Source organism: Streptomyces sp. NPDC087270, assembly GCF_044744625.1.
Lineage (GTDB): Bacteria > Actinomycetota > Actinomycetes > Streptomycetales > Streptomycetaceae > Actinacidiphila.
The window spans coordinates 81,230-99,067 of the sequence record NZ_JBIUYR010000019.1; the positions used below are offsets into that span (position 1 = coordinate 81,230).

The 17,838-nt window shown below is 74.4% G+C and carries 13 protein-coding genes and 1 pseudogene; 9 read left to right on the forward strand and 5 right to left on the reverse strand.

Annotation, left to right across the window (positions count from 1 at the left end; genetic code table 11):
- Nucleotides 1-72 precede the first annotated feature (72 nt).
- From ACIPAE_RS31385 to ACIPAE_RS31395, 3 genes and pseudogenes are all read left to right on the forward strand, one after another.
- Nucleotides 73-909 carry a class I SAM-dependent methyltransferase gene (locus tag ACIPAE_RS31385; RefSeq protein WP_402449840.1) on the forward strand — a complete coding sequence of 279 codons (837 nt, stop codon included), beginning with the start codon at nucleotides 73-75 and terminating at the stop codon, nucleotides 907-909.
- 83 nt (nucleotides 910-992) lie between these two features.
- A pseudogene (locus tag ACIPAE_RS31390) lies at nucleotides 993-1,595 on the forward strand (SigE family RNA polymerase sigma factor); the annotation flags it as partial.
- A gap of 497 nt (nucleotides 1,596-2,092) precedes the next feature.
- Nucleotides 2,093-2,992 (forward strand): hypothetical protein, encoded by a 900-nt coding sequence (locus ACIPAE_RS31395; RefSeq protein WP_402449843.1) that lies wholly within the window; start codon nucleotides 2,093-2,095, stop codon nucleotides 2,990-2,992.
- A 191-nt stretch (nucleotides 2,993-3,183) separates the two neighbouring features.
- Here the strand turns inward: ACIPAE_RS31395 and ACIPAE_RS31400 are convergent, their stop codons facing one another.
- Together ACIPAE_RS31400 and ACIPAE_RS31405 are read right to left on the reverse strand one after the other, a co-directional pair.
- The gene (locus ACIPAE_RS31400; protein WP_402449846.1) at nucleotides 3,184-4,389 is read right to left on the reverse strand and encodes a hypothetical protein; all 1,206 of its coding nucleotides are present in this window, start codon (nucleotides 4,387-4,389) and stop codon (nucleotides 3,184-3,186) included.
- A 118-nt stretch (nucleotides 4,390-4,507) separates the two neighbouring features.
- Nucleotides 4,508-5,440, reverse strand: a complete 933-nt coding sequence (locus tag ACIPAE_RS31405; RefSeq protein WP_329370656.1) for a 5-dehydro-4-deoxyglucarate dehydratase — start codon at nucleotides 5,438-5,440, stop codon at nucleotides 4,508-4,510.
- 284 nt (nucleotides 5,441-5,724) lie between these two features.
- On the opposite strand from ACIPAE_RS31405, the gene ACIPAE_RS31410 reads away from it, so the two are divergent.
- The 4 genes from ACIPAE_RS31410 to ACIPAE_RS31425 all read left to right on the forward strand — a co-directional run bounded on the left by ACIPAE_RS31410 (nucleotide 5,725) and on the right by ACIPAE_RS31425 (nucleotide 9,882).
- Complete coding sequence (locus ACIPAE_RS31410) at nucleotides 5,725-6,570, forward strand: NAD(P)-dependent oxidoreductase (protein WP_329370655.1); 846 nt, start codon at nucleotides 5,725-5,727, stop codon at nucleotides 6,568-6,570.
- A 246-nt stretch (nucleotides 6,571-6,816) separates the two neighbouring features.
- Complete coding sequence (locus ACIPAE_RS31415) at nucleotides 6,817-7,428, forward strand: hypothetical protein (protein WP_329370653.1); 612 nt, start codon at nucleotides 6,817-6,819, stop codon at nucleotides 7,426-7,428.
- A gap of 268 nt (nucleotides 7,429-7,696) precedes the next feature.
- A complete protein-coding gene (locus ACIPAE_RS31420) occupies nucleotides 7,697-8,980 on the forward strand; it encodes a TerD family protein (RefSeq protein ID WP_402449850.1) in 1,284 nt (427 codons plus the stop codon).
- Between the two features lie 257 nt (nucleotides 8,981-9,237).
- A complete protein-coding gene (locus ACIPAE_RS31425; protein WP_329370649.1) occupies nucleotides 9,238-9,882 on the forward strand; it encodes an HNH endonuclease family protein in 645 nt (214 codons plus the stop codon).
- A 163-nt stretch (nucleotides 9,883-10,045) separates the two neighbouring features.
- Here ACIPAE_RS31425 and ACIPAE_RS31430 read toward each other — a convergent pair whose 3' ends face one another.
- Entirely contained in the window at nucleotides 10,046-11,134 is a 1,089-nt protein-coding gene (locus tag ACIPAE_RS31430; RefSeq protein WP_402449852.1) for a zinc-binding dehydrogenase, read from the reverse strand.
- 238 nt (nucleotides 11,135-11,372) lie between these two features.
- Between ACIPAE_RS31430 and ACIPAE_RS31435 the strand changes: the two genes are divergently transcribed.
- Nucleotides 11,373-12,197: a TetR/AcrR family transcriptional regulator gene (locus tag ACIPAE_RS31435; protein WP_402449854.1), complete on the forward strand. Its 825-nt coding sequence runs from the start codon at nucleotides 11,373-11,375 to the stop codon at nucleotides 12,195-12,197.
- Here the strand turns inward: ACIPAE_RS31435 and ACIPAE_RS31440 are convergent.
- Nucleotides 12,194-13,744 carry a hypothetical protein gene (locus tag ACIPAE_RS31440; RefSeq protein WP_402449857.1) on the reverse strand — a complete coding sequence of 517 codons (1,551 nt, stop codon included), beginning with the start codon at nucleotides 13,742-13,744 and terminating at the stop codon, nucleotides 12,194-12,196. The two genes, ACIPAE_RS31435 and ACIPAE_RS31440, sit on opposite strands and share 4 nt — an antisense overlap.
- 456 nt (nucleotides 13,745-14,200) lie before the next feature.
- Here ACIPAE_RS31440 and ACIPAE_RS31445 point away from each other — a divergent pair, with 456 nt between their 5' ends.
- Nucleotides 14,201-16,066, forward strand: a complete 1,866-nt coding sequence (locus ACIPAE_RS31445; protein WP_402449859.1) for an ATP-binding cassette domain-containing protein — start codon at nucleotides 14,201-14,203, stop codon at nucleotides 16,064-16,066.
- On the opposite strand, the gene ACIPAE_RS31450 is transcribed toward ACIPAE_RS31445, so the two are convergent.
- Nucleotides 16,044-17,426 carry an aminotransferase class V-fold PLP-dependent enzyme gene (locus tag ACIPAE_RS31450; protein WP_402449862.1) on the reverse strand — a complete coding sequence of 461 codons (1,383 nt, stop codon included), beginning with the start codon at nucleotides 17,424-17,426 and terminating at the stop codon, nucleotides 16,044-16,046. The two genes, ACIPAE_RS31445 and ACIPAE_RS31450, sit on opposite strands and share 23 nt — an antisense overlap.
- Nucleotides 17,427-17,838 lie beyond the last annotated feature (412 nt).

Here is a 17,838-nt window from a genome sequence, read left to right on the forward strand (position 1 = left end):
CGGCGTCGGGCCGCAACGGGTGCGACGGACAAAGGTGCCCACGGGGGGAGGGGGCGCCGTAGATTCGGGGGTATGGCTACCGACACCGCGGGCGACGCCCGAACCGATCGTGACGGCCCCTACGATCCCGCTCTGATCGCGCGACGCGCGAGGTCCTTCGGGGCGGCGGCGACCGCGTATGCCGCGCACCGGCCCGACTACCCCGTGAACGGGGTGAAGTGGGCGCTGGAACCGGCGCTGGCCAGTGGACTGGGGGCGGAGGGTGGGACGTTGGACGTGCTGGACCTGGGCGCCGGCACGGGGAAGTTGAGCGCGGTGGCGGCATGGCTCGGGCACAGGGTGACCGCGGTGGAGCCGGACCCGGAGATGCTCGGCGAACTGCGCTCGTATCTGCCGACGTTGACGACGCATCAGGCGGGCGCGGAGGAGATCCCGTTGGCGGACGCGTCCGTGGACGCGGTGATCGTCGGGCAGGCGCTGCACTGGTTCGACCAGAGCCGCGCGCTGCCCGAGATCAGCAGGGTGCTGCGGCCCGGTGGGGTGCTCGCCGCACTGTGGAACGCCGACGACGACCGGGTGGAGTGGATCGCCGGCCTCGGCAAGGTGGCGCTCAGCCGTACGTCGTTCATCGACTGGAGCCCGGGGCGCGGCATCCAGCCGTACCCGGAGCTGTTCCCGGTCGAGCACGCGTACTTCCCGCACCGGCAGCGCCGCACCGCCGACTCGCTGGTCGACACGATCGCGACCCACTCGCACGCGCTGACCCTCGAACCGGGCGAGCGCGCGGAGTTGATCGAGAGAATCCGCGCGTACCTGCGCTCCCGCCCGGAGACCGCGAGCGGCGAGTTCGACCTGGAGATCATCACCCGCGTCGAGCGGTCGGGGAGGCGCGAAATCGCCGGTTCCTGACCACTGCCCACGGCCCTGTCCCGCTGCTACGCTCTCGCCGCGCCGTGGCGGGGAGGTCCGGGCAGGAAGAGGTGACCGTGGGCATGTCCGTCGAGCACGGCGGCGGGGCCGACGACGACGCGGCCGCATTCCACGCGTTCTTCGAGCGGCACTACGCCGAACTCGCCCGCCTCGCCCACCTGTTGACGGGTGAGGCGGACGCGGCCGACGATCTCGCGGCGGACGCGCTGGTGGCGCTGTGGCGGCACTGGGACCGGGTGCAGGGCGCCGACCACCCGGCGGCGTACGCGCGGGGCGTGGTGGCCAACCTGGCGCGCTCGCGCATCCGCAGCGCGGTCCGGGAGCGACGCCGGGTCGCCCTGTTCTGGTCCCAGCGCACCGAACGGGTCGTGGAGCAGCCCGACGTGCCCGCGGTGCTGGACCTGCGCGAGGCGCTCCAGCGGCTGCCGTTCCGCAAACGGGCGTGCGTGGTGCTGCGGCACGCGTTCGACCTGTCGGAGAAGGACACGGCCGAGGCGCTGGGCATCTCGGTGGGCACCGTGAAGAGCCAGACCTCGCGCGGGGTCGCGGAGTTGGAGCGGCTGCTGGCCCAGCCGGCCGAACCGCCGGCGGCACCGCACGGCCCGGACCCGGCGACGGGCCGGCCGACGGCGGCGGTCGCCCTGTCCGGCGGTGCGCCGGATGCCGGCCCGGCCGCGCCCGGTGCGCCGGCGCCGCGCGCCCCGGCCCCCGCGACCGCACCGGCGCCCACCGTCGGCGGCCGGCTCGCCGCGGCCGGCGGCGTGCACACCGGTCAACCACCTCCCACCGGAGGGGCGTTCGGCCCGCCCGCGGAAGCAACAGCGGCACCGATGACCGCGGCCGTGGCGACCGCGGCAGCACCGGAGGCGGCGACAGCAACGGCCACGGCTACGGCAACACCCGCGGACGACGCAACCGACGCCGCGCCGGGCACCACCCTCCTGGCCGACCAACCACCCTTCGCAACAGGCGAGTTGGCCTCCGTCGGCTCGGACGGTGAAGCGCCCGCCGGGGGGCGGCGAGGCCGTACGGGGGGAAGTGAGGCGGCCGGCGGGAGCGCTCCCGCGGCGGGGGCCGACGCGGAACGAAGCGCGACGGCGCGGATACTGGGGTCGACGAATCCCGCGACACGCCCGCGTACGCACACGGGACGGGGAATGTGATGGCCCAACTGCCGCAACTGCCGCAACGCCTGCGCGAGGCGGCGGACGCGCACCGGCCGGACCGCGAACGGATGCTGGCCCGGGTGGAGCGCGCGATCGCCACGCCCGACTGCGAGCCGGCCGACCTGGCCGCGGCCACGGCGGCCACGGCGGCGGCGCGGGAGCACTCCCCCGCCGCGTGGATGCGGGTCACCGCGGTGGCGGCGGCCGTGGCCGGCGCGATCGCCATCGGCGGGCTCGCGGTGGGCGCGGTCGGCGGCGCCGGCACGCCGGGGCGGGACGCGGTGACGTCCGGCGCCGCGACCTCCGCGCAACCGGAGCCGCAGCCCGCGGAGTCGGCCACCTCCGGTTCCGCCGCCCGCTCCCGCACGACCGAGAAGCACGCGCGGCCCGGCCACTCCGCGCCGAGCACCCGGCACACCCCCGGCCACGCCTCGGGCTCGGCCGCCGGCCCGACGTCCGGCAGCGCGAGCGGCGCGCCCGCGGCCCCCGGCGGCTCCACCCCGTCCGCGCCCGCCGCCGGCAGCGGCGGTGTGACATCCAACGGAAGCGTCGACCCGAACAGCAACCCGTACTGGACCGAGGACGACGTCAACCTCACCAGCACGGTGGCGCTCACCTCGCTCACCGTGGAGCTGCGCGTCTCCGGCCGGTCGGGCGGGGTCAGCGACAACAGCTCCTACACCTCGGCGACGGGGATCACCACCACGGTCTCGACGAGCGGCGGCGACCTGGTCTACCGCTGGACGCTCAACCCCGACCAGACGCTGCCGCCGGGCACGTACACGTTCGCGGGCCAGTTCAACCACGCCTCGCGCGACCGCACCACCACGGCCGACCGCTACACCGTCACCGCCGGCGGCGCCGCCGGACCGGCCTCGTCCAGCGGCGCCTTCTGAGCGTCCGGTGTCCGGTTGCGACATCGGCCGGAAATATTTGTACCGCCACGGCAACCCCCCGCGCCCCGGTGGCGACTTGGGTACGCACGGACCCTCCTGCCCCAGCCGGGGGCGGAGGTTCCGGGGCGCGGCGGTACCCCCATGATCGCCGCGCCCCGGAAGACGCCCCGGGAGCCGTGCCGGGTACGGTGCTACGGCCGCAGCGCCGCCCGTACCGCCGCGAGGTCCGCGTCACTCGCCAGCCCCGCGTGGTAGAGCCGCAGTTCGGTGGCACCCAGTTCCGCGGCGTGCGCCGCGTCGGCGGCGAGGGTGCGGGGACTGCCGCCCATGCCGGCCACGACCGTGAAGTTCGCGGCGAGCACAGTGTGTTCGCGGCGGTGCGCGGCGAGCGGCGCGAGGACCGCCTCGCGCGCGGCCGGCCCGCCGGTGCAGGGCAGCACCAGACCGTCGGCGTGGCCGAGGATGTGCGCGGGATCGACGCCGGCGTTGGCCCCGCAGCGGTACGGCACCGGGTCGGCGTGCATCAGCACCTGGAAGCCGGGCCCGGCCGCCGCCCGGACCGCGGCGATCGCCTCGGCCTGGAGCGAACCGGCCGTGCGGGTACGCCAGTTCAACGTCAGCGCGGTGAACTCGGCACCCAGCAGCCGCTCGACACCGTCCGCTCCGCTGCCCGATCCGGCGTCCGTCCCGGTGTCGGTGGCGCCGCCCGCCCAGGCGGGTGCGAGCGCGGCGCGGACCGCGGCGGCGAGCCGGTCCGGATCGGCGCCGAGCCCGGCGTACCCTTCGCGGCAGTGCGGGCAGAAGCAGAGCGACATCAGGTACTGGGCCGCGTCGCCGAGCGGCACGCCGCCGATCTTGTCGTGGGCGTGCAGGTGCGCCAGGCCGTACCAGCCGAGGGATTCCAGCTCGGTGCCGCGGGCGCCGGGCCGGGGCGCGGCTTCGGCGGCCAGCTCCACCAGGTAGGCGCGGACCGTGGGTTGGGCGATGCACGGCGCCCACGGATAGCGGTCGCCGTACGCGTTGACCACGCTGGTGTCCGGATGTTCGGCGCCCATACGGGAGTTGTGGGCGAGCACCACCCAGGTGTGCACGTCGAGCCCCGCGGCCGCCAGCGCCGCCGCAGCCGTGCCGTAGGCGTCCTGGTCTCCGTCCGTCCAGGTGCCCGCGGGATACGGGCGCAGGGCGTGCGACCGCCAGCGCTCGGCGTCGGGCGGGTAGAGCACGGCGGCGTGCTCGGCGGTGACGACGCGGCGCCCGGGGTGGCGCGGGGTCAGGGCGCGGGTGGAGTGGTAGGCGGAGGCGAGGGTGACCTGGCGGACGCCGAGCGCGGCGACCCGGTCGGCGGCGGCCGGGTCGCCGACGACGTCCCAGGGGTAGAGGAAGGCGGAGGTCTTCATGGCGGCAGCCGTGGCGGCGGGCGGACCGGCGGAGGGCTCGCCGGGGGCGGACGGGCCGGCGGCGGATCGGCCGGCGGGCACGGATGGACCCGCGGCGGGCGTGTCGGCGGCGGCCATGTCAGTGCTCGCCGACCAGCGCCAGGCCGCGCTCGATGAGTTCGCCCAGTTCCTTGACGTGCGCCGGGGCGGGCTCGGACAGCGGCGGCCGTACCTCGCCGACGTCCAGACCCCGCAGCCGTACGCCCGCCTTGACCAGCGAGACCGCGTAACCCCGGCCCTGGTTGCGGAGGTTGACCAGCGGGCGGTAGAAGCCGTCGAGCAGCTTGCCGACGGTGGCGTCGTCGCCGGTGGTGAGCGCGCGGTGGAAGGCGAGCGCGATCTCGGGCGAGAAGGCGTACACCGCCGAGGAGTAGAGGGTCACACCGATGCCGCGGTAGGCGAGGCCGGTGAGTTCGGCGGTGGGCAGGCCGTTGAAGTACAGGAAGTCGTGGCCGGGCAGTTCGGTGCGGACGGTGCTGATGATCCGCTGCATCAGGTCGAGGTCGCCGATCCCGTCCTTGAGGCCGATGATGTTCGGCACCCGGGCGAGCGCGACCACGGTCTCGGGGGTGAAGACGGCGTTGTCGCGCTGGTAGACGATGACGTCCAGGCCGGTGCCCGCGGCGAGCGCCGTGTAGTGGCGCAGCAGTCCCTCCTGGTCGGCCAGCACCAGGTAGGGCGGCATGGCGAGCAGGCCGTCGGCGCCGGCCCGTTCGGCGACGGCGGCGTACTGGAGGGCGAGCGCGGTGCCGTATCCGGCGCCGGCCACCACCGGCACCCGGCCGGCCGCCTCCTCGACGGCCGCGGCCACGCAGGCGCCGAACTCCTCGGGGGCCAGCGCGTGGAACTCGCCCGTGCCGCAGCAGACGAAGGCGGCCGCCGCTCCGGCCTCGACGCCCTGCCGGACATGGGCGCGGAAGGCGTCGAGGTCCAGCGAGCCGTCCGCGTCGAACGCCGTCACGGGAAAGAACAGCAGACCGTCAAGTCGCTCGGCGAGTGCGGGCGAGGTCATCGGGGGTCCCCCTCGGAGCCGGTGGGCGTGATGTGCGCCCTCGTGAATCATGTCTATATTCATGAACGCTGCCACGCTAGGCGAGGTTCCCGGCGCGGGTCAAGCGAGCGAGCAGTCCGCGAAACGCGCGTCAAGCAACGCAAGTCGTCTATGTATCTGAACTGCATTCATGGATATACTCCTCCGGTCACGCCCGCACCGCCCGCACCAGCGGTGCCCCCGGCAGCCGGGGGCACCGCCCGGAGCCACCGCCCGAAGCCCGTCGTCGAACCAGGAGGACCACCATGCCCGCTCCTCGTACCGTCCTGCTCACCGGCGCCGCCGGCGGCCTGGGCACCCTGATGCGCGGCCTGCTGCCGTCATACGGCTACGACCTGCGGCTCTTCGACGTCCAGCCGATCGAGCCGGTGCCGGGCGAGCCCGAGGGGCGCACGGCGATCACCGCCGACCTCGCCGACCGCGACGCGCTGCGCGCGGCCGTGCGCGGGGTGGACGCGGTGCTGCACCTGGCCGGCATCTCGCTGGAGTCCACCTTCGACAAGATTCTGGCGGCGAACATCCAGGGCACGCACAACCTCTACGAGGCGGTCCGCGAGGAAGGGCTCCGCACCGGGAGCGCGGCGCCCCGGGTCGTCTTCGCCTCCAGCAACCACGCGGTCGGCTTCACCCCGCGCCCGCAGGACGGCGACCCGCTGATCCCGGTCGACACGCCGCGCCGCCCCGACACCTTCTACGGGCTGTCCAAGTGCTTCGGGGAGGACCTCGCCCAGCTCTACGCCGACCTGCACGGCATCGACACCGTCTCGGTCCGGATCGGCTCCTGCTTCCCCGAGCCGGCGAACGTGCGGATGCTGTCGGTCTGGATGAGCCCCGCCGACGGCGCCCGGCTCTTCCACGCGGCCCTGGGCGCGGGCACCCCCGGGCACACCGTCGTCTACGGCTCCTCCGCCAACACCCGCCTGTGGTGGGACCTCGGGTCGGCGCGGGCACTGGGCTACGAACCGCAGGACGACTCCGAGGTGTTCGCCGCGCGACTCGTCGCCGAGCAGGGCGAGTTGGACCCGGACAACCCCGCGCAGGCGAACCTCGGCGGCGCCTTCTGCACGGACCCGCCGATCTGGCCGCACTGACCGGGCCGAGCCCGGGCCGCGCCGGGCGCGGGGACGGTTCGATCGGCACGGCGGGGACGGTTCGATCGGCCCGGTGAGGACGGCTCGCCCGGCGCGGCGGGGACGGTTCGCCCGGTGCGGCGGATATCCCCCATGTACCCACCTGTTCCAGGGAGTCCGCCGATGTCCTACGGTTCCGGAGTCAGGTCGCGGTCGAACGGACCACCCGGTACGAGCGCGACGCCCGCCCGTCGGAACAGGACTCCCATGATCAACATGAAGAAGGGCGACGCCCCCGTCTCGCTCGCCAAGTCCCCCGGAATCACCGCCCGGATGCGCTGGGACAGCAGTACGGACTACGACCTGCACGCCCTGATACTGAGAACGAACGGCACCGTCGAGCACGTCGCCACCTTCGGCGCCGACGACGTCCCGCCGCAGATGAGCACCGCCGACGGGGCGGTCAAGCACCTGGGCGACGTCGGCCGCGATCACCAGGGCACGGCCGAGGAGATCATCGAGATCGCCCTCAACGACACGATCCGCGCGGTGGTGCCGGTGGCGTACTCGGCGCAGTCCAACGGCACCGGCTCGTTCTTCCGCTACGGCGTCACCCTGGAGATCGACAACGGGACGGCCGGCGACAGGGTCGTCATCGCGGCGGAGAACGCCAGTGACGACGACCTGGTGTACACCTGCGTGCCCGGCATGATCGAGAACACCCCGGACGCCGTGGTCGTCCACGCCCTGGAGCTGTACTCGAGCCCCGACTCCGAGAGCCGGCCGACGCTGCGGCTCCAGCGCGGCGGCCTCATGCGCAAGGGGCCGGAGGAGGTCAGGGTGGTCATGGACAAGGGGCCCTGGAACCACCACAAGTAGCACCCTGCCGGCGGGCGCGCCGGGAAACCCGCGCCCGTCGCCGGGGCGGGCGGGTCCGCCCGGGCACGTGGGCGGGTGCGGACGAGGGTGTCGGCGCGGGCGCGGGGGCACCGGACAGCGGCACCCGATGGACCGGGTGCGGACGTGCCGGACACGGGCCCCGTCGGTACGGGCGAGGCCGCAGGTGCGGGAGGAACGGCGGCCCCGCCCGGCTGCCCGGCCATGGAACCGTGACGAGGGATTTGTCGTTACCTAGGACATGACCGCAATGACGCCTGGCTCGAATGTGCCGCTCTCCGTACCCCGAGTGGTGGTGGACGTCTCCGCACCGGTGCGGCTCGACGTCTCGGGTCTGCTCCTGACCGCTGACGGCAAGGTGCGCTCGGACGACGACTTCGTCTTCTACAACCAGCCCGAGGGCCCCGGGGTGACCCACCACTCGGGCGGCCGCTCCGCGCCCGACTCGATCGAGGTCGACACCGCGGCGGTGCCCGCAGAGATCGACAAGATCGTGGTGACCGCCAGCATCGACGGCGGCGGCGTCTTCGCCGGCACCACCCCGACCGCGACCGTCCGCGGCAGCGACGGCTCCGTGGTCGCCACGTTCGAGCCGTCCGGGCTCGGCCCGGAGACGGCGCTGGTCGTCGTCGAGGTCTACCGGCGCGGCGGCGCCTGGAAGGTCCGCGCGGTGGGCCAGGGGTACGCGAACGGGCTGGCCGGGATCGCCACCGACTTCGGGGTGAGCGTCGAGGAGCCCGCGGCCCCGGCCGCGCAGCCGGTCGCACCCCCCGCTCCCGCGGCTCCGCCCGCCGCGCCGTCCGCACCGCCCGCGCCCCCGGCGGCTTTCGGCGCGCCCCCTTCCGGCCCGCCCGCCGCGCACCTGCCGCCGCCGCCCGCGGGCGCGCCCGCCGCGCAGTTCCCGCCGCCGCCCGCGGCGACGCCGCCGGCTCCCCCGGCGGCCGCGCCCGGCGCCGGCAAGATCAGCCTCGACAAGGGCCGGGTGAACCTGCAGAAGAACCAGTCGGTCTCGCTGGTCAAGGCGGGCCGCCCGGTGCTGTCGACGGTCAAGATGGGGCTGGGCTGGGAGCCCGCGTTCGGCGGCCGGGCCATCGACCTGGACGCCTCGGTCATCGTCTACGGGCCGCAGCGCGAGCACCTCGCCACCTGCTACTTCGGCAAGTTGAGCGTCCTGGGCGGCGCGGTCCAGCACGCCGGGGACAACCTGACCGGCGCCGGCTCCGGCGACGACGAGGTCATCTCCATCAACCTCGGCGCGCTCCCGGCGAACGCCACCGGCCTGGTCTTCACCGTCAACTCCTACAGCGGGCAGAAGTTCAACAAGGTCGCGAAGGCGTACTGCCGGCTCTTCGACGCCGTCACCGGCGAGGAGATGGTGCGCTTCGACCTCACCCACGGCGAGGCGCGGCGCGGGGTGCTGATGGCCAAGATGGTCAAGCAGAACTCCGGTGAGTGGGAGATGACGGCGCTCGGCACCTTCGCGGACGGCCGCACCGCGAAGGCGATGGTCGAGCCGGGCGCGGCCGCGCTCTAGCAGCACGACGGGAGGGGCGCCGGCCGCGCGCCCCGACCCCGGATCGGCTGCCGCAACTCCGCGGCAGGGCCCTGGCGTTCGAACACACGGCCCGGTTCCCGTACGGAACCGGGCCGTTTCCATGCCGTCAGCGAACAAAATGTCATGGTCACCTAAAATTTACCGACGGCTGTCTACCCGCATAGACCGGAGACCGGGACGCTGGAGGGGCAACTCCCCCGCACCTTCCGACCCTCTAGTCACGGGAGCGCTCAGCCATGCCCAAAACCCGTCTCCTGCGCGGCATTTGCGCGTCAGCCGGGGCCGTCGTGCTCGCGGCCACGATCCTCCTCACCGGCAGCGGCACGGCGCAGGCCGCGCTGCCGACGCCCATCGCCGCCTCCACGGCGCGCACGTACCTCTCCGAGATGACCGCGACGCCCGAGACGCACGCGTCGACGTACGACCGCAGCCTCTTCCCGACCTGGATCACGATCTCCGGGACCTGCGACACCCGGGAGTACGTCATCAAGCGGGACGGCTCCGGCGTCGTGACCGACAGCGCCTGCAAGGCCACTTCCGGCAGTTGGACCAGCCCGTACGACGGTGTCACGACCACCGATCCGTCGACCTTCGACATCGACCACCTCGTGCCGCTCTCCGAGGCGTGGGACTCCGGCGCGTGGGCGTGGACCACCGCGCAGCGCCAGGCGTTCGCCAACGACACCACCCGCCCCCAACTCGTCGCGGTCTCCGCGCACTCCAACCGCTCCAAAGGTGACGACGACCCGGCGGAGTGGCTGCCCCAGGCGTCCTACCAGTGCACCTACCTGCGCGCGTACGTGCAGGTCAAGCACTACTACGGCCTGTCCGTGGACAGCGCGGAGAAGTCCGCGATCAGCTCGGTCCTGAACGGCTGCTAGCCGTAACGTTCCGCCTCGGCGGCGGCCGACCGGAACGTTCCGCCTCCCTCACCACGGGGGGAGGGAGGCGGAAGCCCGGGGGCGGGGTCCCGCGGGGCGGGCGCGGCACGGGCCCCGCCCCGGTCGCCCCCGGTCGCCCCCGGTCGGGACGGCTCGCGCCCGGTCAGGACAGGTCGGTGATGACCACGCGCGCGGTCGTGCCGTCCTTCAGCGCCTCGTAGCCCTCCTCGATGTCGGCCAGGCCGATCTCCTTGGAGACCAGGTCGTCGAGGTTCATCCGGCCCTGGAGGTACATCGAGGCGTAGAACGGGATGTCCCGCTTGAGGTGGGAGGACCCCATGTAGACGCCCTGCACCTTCTGCGAGCCGCCCAGCGCCGCCATCGTGGAGACCTCGACGCCCGCGTCGTTGCCGGCGACACCGATGAGGTAGAGGCCGCCGCCGCTGCCGAGCATCCGCAGGCCCTGCGCCGTCACCGGGCGGGCACCGACGAAGTCGAACACGTGGTGGGCGCCCCCGCCGGTGATGTCGCGGACCGCCTCGACCGGGTCCGTCTCGCGGGAGTTGACGACGTGCGTGGCGCCGAAGGCCCTGGCGCGCGCCAGCTTGCCGTCCTCGATGTCGGTCACGATGATCTTCCCGGCGCCGGCGAGCCGGGCGCCGCTGACCGCGTTCATGCCGACGCCGCCGGCGCCCATCACCACGACGGTCTCGCCGTGCTGGACGTTCGCGCTGTTCAGCACGGCGCCGGCGCCGGTGAGCACGCCGCAGCCGATGAGCGCGGCGGGCGCCCAGGGCATCTCGTCGGGTATGACGGCGAGTTGGTTCTCGTGGACGAGCGTCTCCTGGGCGAAGCCGCCCAGGCCCATGCCCTGCGCGACCGGAGCGCCGTTCCAGGACAGCCGGGGCGCCTCTTCGGGGGCGCGCAGCGTGTACTCGGGGTGCAGGCAGATGTGCGTACGACCGCTGAGGCAGTTCACGCAGGAGCCGCAGTACTGGATCAGGCTGCCGACGACATGGTCGCCGGTCTTCACCTGCGTGACGTCCGGACCGGTCGCGGTGACGACGCCCGCCACCTCGTGGCCGAGCACGACGGGGAACTCGCCGCCGATGAAGGTGGCGACGCTGAGGTCGGAGTGACACAGGCCGGAGGCCCGTACCTGGACGCGGACCTCGTGCCCGATCGGGGCGGCGAGCTCGACCTCCTCGATGACGAAACCCTGCCCCAGGCCCTTGGTGACGGATGCCTTCATGATGGTGCTTCTTTCGTGTGCGGACCGTCGGAGCCGCCGGGTGGGCGGCACCGGGAAGTAGGCCGCGCGGGGCCGGTGGGCTCGGCGAGTGTCGGCGCGGACGCGGTCGATGGGGCGCCCCCGCGAAGTGGTCGCAGGCAGCGCCGCCATGTTCGAAGTGTGGCACCGATGAGCCGAAAAGAAAAGAGACACCTGTCGATCAGTGCTTGTCAGGCACGGTGCGGGCTACACTCCTGGTATGCCGGAGCCCTTGCCGCACACGCCTTCGCAGCCGCCGCAGCCGCCGCGAGCCTCGGAGTCCTCGCAGCGCCCTCGACCCTCGGCGTCCTCGCCGCCCGGCGCCGAAAGCACCGCCCCCGAGGGTTCCGCCGCCGCGGGTTCCGCCGCCGCGGGCCCGGCCGCGGATACCGTCGCCGCGGATACCGTCGACGTCCGGGTGCTGCGGACCCGGCAGCGGCTGCGCGAGGCCGTGCTGCTGCTGGCGTCGCGGCAACCGGTGGAGGAGATCGCGGTGGCGGACCTGGTGCGCGCCGCGCGGGTCAACCGCACCACCTTCTACAAGCACGCCGCGAGCCCCGCGCACGTCCTCGAGGAGGTGCTGTACGCGGAGCTGGACCGCATCCGGGCGAACTGGATCGCCGACACCGTCGCCGCCCGGCTGCCCGCGGACGAGATCTGGGAGCGCGCGTCCAACGAACTGGCCGACCACCTGGAGCGCCACGACGCCCTGTACACCGCGGGGCTCGCCGGGCAGCGCAGCGCGATCCTGTACCGCCTGCTCGTCGATCACTTCACCGCGTCCGTGCACGCCCTCCTCGCACGCGACCCGCATCTCCTGCCCGACGGCGAGGGGTCCGTCGCCTGGCGCACCGAGGCCCACAGCCGCTTCGTGGCCCACGGCGAGGCCGGCGTCGTCGAGGCGTGGATCTCCCTGCCCGCGCCCCGCGACCGCCGGCTGTTCGTCTCGGCGGTCGCCGCCGCACTGCCCGCCTGGCTCGTACCCGGCGCACCCGCCTCCCGGCCCGGGGCGCGCACCCCGGAGCCAGGGACCGAAAAGCCCTAGTTCCGGGAGCGGGAGCGGGCCTTGAAGGCTGCCTTGCGGGAGGCTTTGGCGGTGGAGCGGTCGGGGTGGAGGCGGCCGATCGCTTCGAGGACGGCGGCGGTGGCGGGGTGCTCGACGCGCCAGGCGTCGGCGAAGAACTCCTCGTGCCGGGCGACGAGTTCGGTGATGAGGGCGGCGAGTTCGTCGGAGTCGCCGTCGGCGGCGAGTTGGGCCGCGACGGTGTCGATGGTGAGCCAGTAGACCATGTCGGTGGTGGGCGCGGGGACGTCGGGCGCGTGCCGCTCGGTGAGCCAGACCCGGGCGAGGCCGCCGAGATGCGGGTCGTCGAGGACGTCGCGGACCGCCGGTTCGGCCTCGGCGCCGAGCACCGCGAGCACCTGCTGGCAGACCAGCCGCCGGGTGGGTCCGTCCGCGCCGTCCCCCTTCGCGGCGGCGAGCAACTCCGCTGCCGCGGCGGCCGGTTCGCGCCGGGCGAGCCACGCCTCCGCCTCGATCCGCACCGCGTGGTCCGGGTAGGAGCCGAGCGCGCCCAGCAGCTCGTCCGCGCCGGCCTCCGCGAGGTCACCGAGCACGGGCGCGTACGCCCCCGCGTCGGCGAGCCGCTCGCGCACGCCGTACACGCCGAGCGGGGTCAGCCGGACCGCGCCGTAGCGGGCGATCTCGTCGTCGTCCGGCTCGCCCAGCGCCGCGGCGCCCTCGTCGTCGGCCTCCTCGATCAGCGCCTCGTCCATCGGCGTGTACGCCACCAGGCCGGTGGCCTCCAGCAGCCGGAAGTGCTCGTCCAGCCGCAGCATGACGGCGGTGACCTCTTCGAGGACGGCCTCGCTGGGCTGCTCCATCTCGTCGGGGAGCACCAAGGAGGCCGCGAGCACGGGCAGCGGCACTGCCCGGCCGTCCCGCGCACCGTCCCCGTCCGCACCTGCGGGCTCCGCGCTCGCTCCCCCGGTCTCCGCGTCGGCCACCTCCAGCGCCGACAGCGCGTACAGGTTGACCAGTGCCGCGTCGAGGAGTTCGGCCTCCTCCTCGGCCTCCCGGTCGGCCTCCTCCGGGCTGATCGCCTCGCCGTCGCCGTCCGGGTCCCCGAGCAGGTTGTCGTAGTCGGGCGCGGTGGTCTCGGCCAGCGCGCACTCCAGCGCGCCGAGCCACAGGTCGAGCACGTCGTACGGGTCCGCGCCGTCCGCCGCGCCACCCTGGCCGATCCGCGCGTACACCTCACCGGGCACCGCTTGCCCGGCCGCCTCGCCGGGCGGGGTGGACTCCTCGGCCTCCTCCTCGATCTCCAGCACGAGCAGCCCGGTGTCCACGGCAACACCCCACGCCTGCAAGGCGTCGAGCGGTCCCTCGTCACCGGTCAGGCCCAACGCCTGCACGGCGGAGGTGAGTTCGTCGTCCAGCAGTTCACCCATGCCGTCGACACGGCGCTGCTCCCCGGCCCACCGGGTCAGCCGCAGCGCGCGGTCCAGCAGCGGCGCGGCCAGCGCCTGCCGGGCGAGCACGTCCGCGGGCAGCAGCCGTACCGGTGGCAGGGCAAGGGGACTTGCGGACATCGTGCGGGCTCCCATTCGGCTGAGAGGGCGAGGATACGGGCAACGCGGCGGCGCGGCGCACCGCCGCGACGGCCCGCGCCGGCGGCCACCCGGGCCCGGCAGGTTCGGCTGCGGCGCGGAACGGCCGCGCGGGACCAGCGTATTGCGACGGCGCCGCATCCCCGTACCCGCGAGTCGGCGGATCGTCGACGGCCCGCAGTATTCATCCATCCGCGGGACACCGTTCACCGCGCCTCCGGTGACCCGGGCCCGTACGCCGCCGCCAGGCACCGCACCTTACGGCCGTCAGGACCGGTCGCCGGCCCGCTGTCTCCGGGCCGACCACCGGCCCGCCTCGCGTACGCTACGTGCCGCCCGGGGGTAGGAGTCCGCACGGAGTGCGGGACCGGACTCCGGGACGGGACCGCGGGACCGGGAAGCGGGACCGGACAGCGGGCGAGGCGCGAGGCGGGCGGCATGGGCGACGCGGGTGGCATGGTCGACACGGGCGGGGGCGGCACGATGGGCGGCACGGGCCGTACCGGCGGGATCGGTCTCGAGGTGGCGGCGTACGGCGTGGGGCAGCGGGTGCGCGGCGGGCGGGAGACGCTGAGCGGGGTGCACCTGGCGGTCGCGCCCGGCGAGGTGCTGGCCCTGGCCGGCGGCAGCGGGTCGGGCAAGACCACCCTGCTGGAGATCCTGGCCGGCATCCGGCTGCCCTCGCGCGGCCGGGTGCTGCACGACGGCGCCGACCCGGCGGGGCTGCGGCCCGCGCTGGGCTACCTGCCGCACGGCAACGTCATGCACGAGGACCTCCCGCTGGTGCGGGCGCTGTCGTACGCGGCGCGGCTGCGGATGCCGGCGGCGGCCGGCGCGGAGCGGCGTGCCGCGGCGGTGGACGGCGCGATGGCCGCGGTCGGGCTGTCCGCGCGGGCCACCCAGCGGGTGCGGACGCTGAGCGAGGGCGAGCGGCGCAGGGCCTGTATCGCGGTGGAGTTGCTGACCCGGCCGCGGGTGCTGTTCCTGGACGAGCCGACCACCGGGCTCGACCCGGCGACCGGCGCCGAACTCATGCGGACCCTGCGGGACTTGGCCGGCGAGGGGGTGACGGTCGTGCTGACCACGCACGCACCCGCCGACCTCGCCCGCTGCGACCGGGTGCTCTTCCTCACCCCCGACGGCCACCCAGGCTACCTGGGTCGCCCGCAGGACCTGACGCAGGCGTTCGCGGTGCCCACGGTCGAGGAGGTGTACGCGGCGGTGGCCCGCCGGGGCGCGCGCGAGCTGCCGGAGCTGCCCGAACCCGGCTTTGTGGCAAGGGAGTTGCCGGACCAGTCCGCCGGCCGTACGTCGGACCCGGGCCTGGCCACGGACCCGGACCTGAACCTGGACCCGCACCACAACCCGAACCTCGGCCCGAAGCTCAGCCCGGACCCGGACCCGGATCGGCCGCTCGGCGCGGTCGGCCAGTGGTGGCTGCTGACCCGCCGCAGCACCGAGTTGATGCTGCGCAGCCGGTTGACCGCCGCCGTCGTGGTGGGTTCACCGGTGGTGATCGCCGCGATGTTCGCGCTGCTCTTCCGCCCGGGCGCCTTCGACCCGGCCGCGCCCAGCCCGGGTTCCGCGGCGATGATCCTGTTCTGGATCGCGTTCGGCGGCTTCTTCTTCGGGCTGACCTACGGCCTGCTCCAGGTCAGTACGGAACTGCCGGTGGTGCGCAGGGAGCGGCTGACCGCGCTGCGGCTGGGCCCGTACCTGCTGTCGAAGGCCGCGCTGCTGATGCCGGTGCTGGCGGGGGCGGACGCGCTGCTGCTCGCGGTGCTGCGCGGCCTCGACCGGCTGCCGGCGGCCGGCTGGGGCACGTACGGCTCGCTGTTCACCACGGTGCTGCTGGCGTCGGCCGCGGCGCTGGCGCTCGGGCTGCTGGCGTCGGCGTCGGTGGCCGAGCCGCAGCAGGCGACGCTGATGCTGCCGCTGCTGTGCTTCCCGCAGGTGCTGTTCTCCGGCGCCTTCGTGCCGGTGCCGCAAATGGCGTGGGCCGGGCGGGTGTTGAGCGCGGCGATGACCAACCGGTGGGCGTTCGAGGGGCTGGGCGGCGGCATCGGGCTGCCGGGGCTGTGGGCGCACGGCTCCTCGCCGCTGGGCCCGCCGCTGCTGGCGTCGTACGGGAACTCGTTCGGGCGCGCGGTGTGGGTGGACTGGCTGCTGCTGGCGGGGTTCACCGCGCTGTTCCTGGCCGGCGCGTGGGCGGTGCTGGCCGGCCGGTGCCGTACCGTCGGCCGGCCGGCACCCCGGGCGGCCCCGGTGCCCGCGGTCGCGCTCAGCACACCAGCCGGGGGCTGAGTCCGCCCGGGTCCGGGGTGCGGTCGCGGTAGCCGGTGGCCACGAAGTCCAGGAATGCCTCGACGTCCGCGCGGCTGGAGGACAGGCCGAGGGAGACCCGGACCGCGCCGCCGGAGGGCAGGCCGAGCCGGCCGAGGTAGTCGTCGATGGTGCCGGTGGCGGTGCGCACCGCGCCGCCCAGGGTGTGCCGGTCGATCGCGAACGCGGCCTCCCCGGTGCCGGGGTTGCAGAAGCAGCCGGTGCGCAGCGAGATCCGGCGGGCGGCGCTGTCACGGGCGACGATCCGCTCGTCGACGACCGTCCCGGCCGGGTCGAGCAGGTTGAGTGCCACGGTGCCGCCGCGGTCCTCGGTGTCGGGCGGGCCGTAGACGCGGGCCAGCGGTCCGCCGCCGGAGTGCCGCAGCGCGGCCAGCCCGGTCAGCAACTCCGCGGTGAGCGCGGTGACATGGCGGTGGATCGTGTCGGTGCCGATCGCGCGTACCCAGTCCAGGCCGAACTCGATGTCCGGAATGCTCAGGTAGTTGACGGTGCCGTCCTCGAACGCGGCCTCCCCGTCGGCCATGTGGTGCCACTGGCCCTGCGCGCTGGCGACGTGGATGGTGCCGCCGGAGAACCAGGGGCGGCGCAGCCGGGCGAGCGCGTCCCGGCGGGCGAGCAGGCAGCCGACGCCGGTCGGGTAGCCGAAGACCTTGTACCAGCTCACCGCGACGAAGTCCGGGTGCACCGCGGACAGGTCCAGGTGGTTGGTCGGCACGTAGGCGGCCGCGTCGAGCAGCACGTCCCAACCCGCCGCCTTCGCCCGGGTGACCCACTCCAGCGAGTGCCGTACGCCGCTGAAGTTGCTCTGCGCCGGGTACGCCAGCAGGCCGCCGCCCGGCGGCGGGGTGGCCAGCACCGCGTCCATCGCCTCCGCGTCCACACCGAGGCGAGGTGCCCGCAGCGGTACGTAGACCGTGTCGGCGCCGCGGCTTCTGGCGTACTCCCGCAGGCCGTTGACCGAGTTGTGGTTGTCCAGCGTCAGCACCAACCGGGTGCCCGGTGCGAACGGGTACGCCTCGCCGACGAGCCGGCACGCCCCGGTCGCGTTCGCCGTGAACACGACCGCGTACTCGGACGGGTCCGCCTCGAAGTGGGCCAGCACCCTGCGTCTCGCGCGCTCCACGAGTTCGCCCGAGGCCGCGGAGGCGGGGCTGACGGAGTGGGGGTTGCCGTAGCAGCCGGTCGTGATGCGTTCCGCGTGGGCCCACAGTTGGGCCCGCGCGGGCAGGCCCGCACCCGTGTGGTCCAGGTACACGTGGCCGCCCTCGTCCAGGTAGCGGTATCCGTCGGCCGCGGTGCGCAAAGCGTCGATCGAGTACATCCCCCGACCACCGTCCTTCCCCTCAGGGTTCCCTTTCCACGATGACGGCCCGACGAACACGGGTGGCTTGCCGCCGGGCTGAACCGGGCGACGCGCCGTGGTGGCGGACCCCCGCGGGTCGTGCGCGGCACGGCGCGCTCAGCGCCACCGGCCGGTGGTCCGGCGACTCCGCCGCGGGGGCCTGGCCGGCGGCCCGGCTCAGCCCGGCACGTGGCCGAGGGCGCAGTTCCCCGCGCCCCTGAGTCGGTGCGGGTCTCCCGCGGAATGCCCGCACCCCCCAACGGTGCGAGGGCGGCGGCGTGGACGATTTCACGTTCATTCGTGTGGTAATCACGCCGCGAATATCACCGAGGGGCCGTGCTTCACAAGGGTGCGCCGCTTACGTGGTGGTGCCGGTCGAAGGGGTGCGGGT

Excerpts from the sequence above, each read along its gene's own strand:
- ACIPAE_RS31440 (WP_402449857.1), bottom strand. The coding sequence starts at position 13,744 with ATGTCCGCAAGTCCCCTTGCCCTGCCACCGGTACGGCTGCTGCCCGCG.
- ACIPAE_RS31445 (WP_402449859.1), top strand. The coding sequence starts at position 14,201 with ATGGGCGACGCGGGTGGCATGGTCGACACGGGCGGGGGCGGCACGATG.
- ACIPAE_RS31405 (WP_329370656.1), bottom strand. The coding sequence starts at position 5,440 with ATGACCTCGCCCGCACTCGCCGAGCGACTTGACGGTCTGCTGTTCTTT.
- ACIPAE_RS31420 (WP_402449850.1), top strand. The coding sequence starts at position 7,697 with ATGACGCCTGGCTCGAATGTGCCGCTCTCCGTACCCCGAGTGGTGGTG.
- ACIPAE_RS31415 (WP_329370653.1), top strand. The coding sequence starts at position 6,817 with ATGATCAACATGAAGAAGGGCGACGCCCCCGTCTCGCTCGCCAAGTCC.
- ACIPAE_RS31435 (WP_402449854.1), top strand. The coding sequence starts at position 11,373 with ATGCCGGAGCCCTTGCCGCACACGCCTTCGCAGCCGCCGCAGCCGCCG.
- ACIPAE_RS31400 (WP_402449846.1), bottom strand. The coding sequence starts at position 4,389 with ATGAAGACCTCCGCCTTCCTCTACCCCTGGGACGTCGTCGGCGACCCG.
- ACIPAE_RS31385 (WP_402449840.1), top strand. The coding sequence starts at position 73 with ATGGCTACCGACACCGCGGGCGACGCCCGAACCGATCGTGACGGCCCC.
- ACIPAE_RS31450 (WP_402449862.1), bottom strand. The coding sequence starts at position 17,426 with ATGTACTCGATCGACGCTTTGCGCACCGCGGCCGACGGATACCGCTAC.
- ACIPAE_RS31410 (WP_329370655.1), top strand. The coding sequence starts at position 5,725 with ATGCCCGCTCCTCGTACCGTCCTGCTCACCGGCGCCGCCGGCGGCCTG.
- ACIPAE_RS31430 (WP_402449852.1), bottom strand. The coding sequence starts at position 11,134 with ATGAAGGCATCCGTCACCAAGGGCCTGGGGCAGGGTTTCGTCATCGAG.
- ACIPAE_RS31395 (WP_402449843.1), top strand. The coding sequence starts at position 2,093 with ATGGCCCAACTGCCGCAACTGCCGCAACGCCTGCGCGAGGCGGCGGAC.
- ACIPAE_RS31425 (WP_329370649.1), top strand. The coding sequence starts at position 9,238 with ATGCCCAAAACCCGTCTCCTGCGCGGCATTTGCGCGTCAGCCGGGGCC.